The sequence below is a fragment of the Mucilaginibacter sp. JRF genome (assembly GCF_015223065.1).
Lineage (GTDB): Bacteria > Bacteroidota > Bacteroidia > Sphingobacteriales > Sphingobacteriaceae > Mucilaginibacter.
On the sequence record NZ_JADFBY010000033.1, the window covers coordinates 1 to 346 of the forward strand.

A 346-nucleotide genomic window follows, 5' to 3' on the forward strand; every position below is an offset into this window, starting at 1 on the left:
AATAGGTTACCACTGGTATTCAGATATGGAAGCACCTGCCGCAAAATCTCCAAATAACGTACCTGATATAACAGTTACCCTGGCTAACAACTTTCCTGATAAAGAAATATGGTTTACTGAATTTGGTTATCGTACCAAGGCTACTTCAACTACAAACGAAGCTGACCAAAACGAGTTCATGACCAAGTTTATTGCCAAATGCCGCAATAACCCACGTGTTAAGGCAGTGATAGCTTACGAATTGTTTGACGAGCCTTACAAAAAATCACACGAAGCTACTTACGGTATGTACAAATGGTCACAACAATATACAGGATCAGCTAAGAAGTTGATAGCCGAAAGCCTT

General features: G+C 39.9%; 1 protein-coding gene. It reads left to right on the top strand.

All coding sequences use genetic code 11. The features are described 5' to 3' along the window. Nucleotide 1: 1 nt before the first annotated feature. Nucleotides 2-346 (top strand): glycosyl hydrolase (locus IM792_RS21215; protein ID WP_347343833.1); only part of this gene is annotated, 345 nt, incomplete at its 3' end.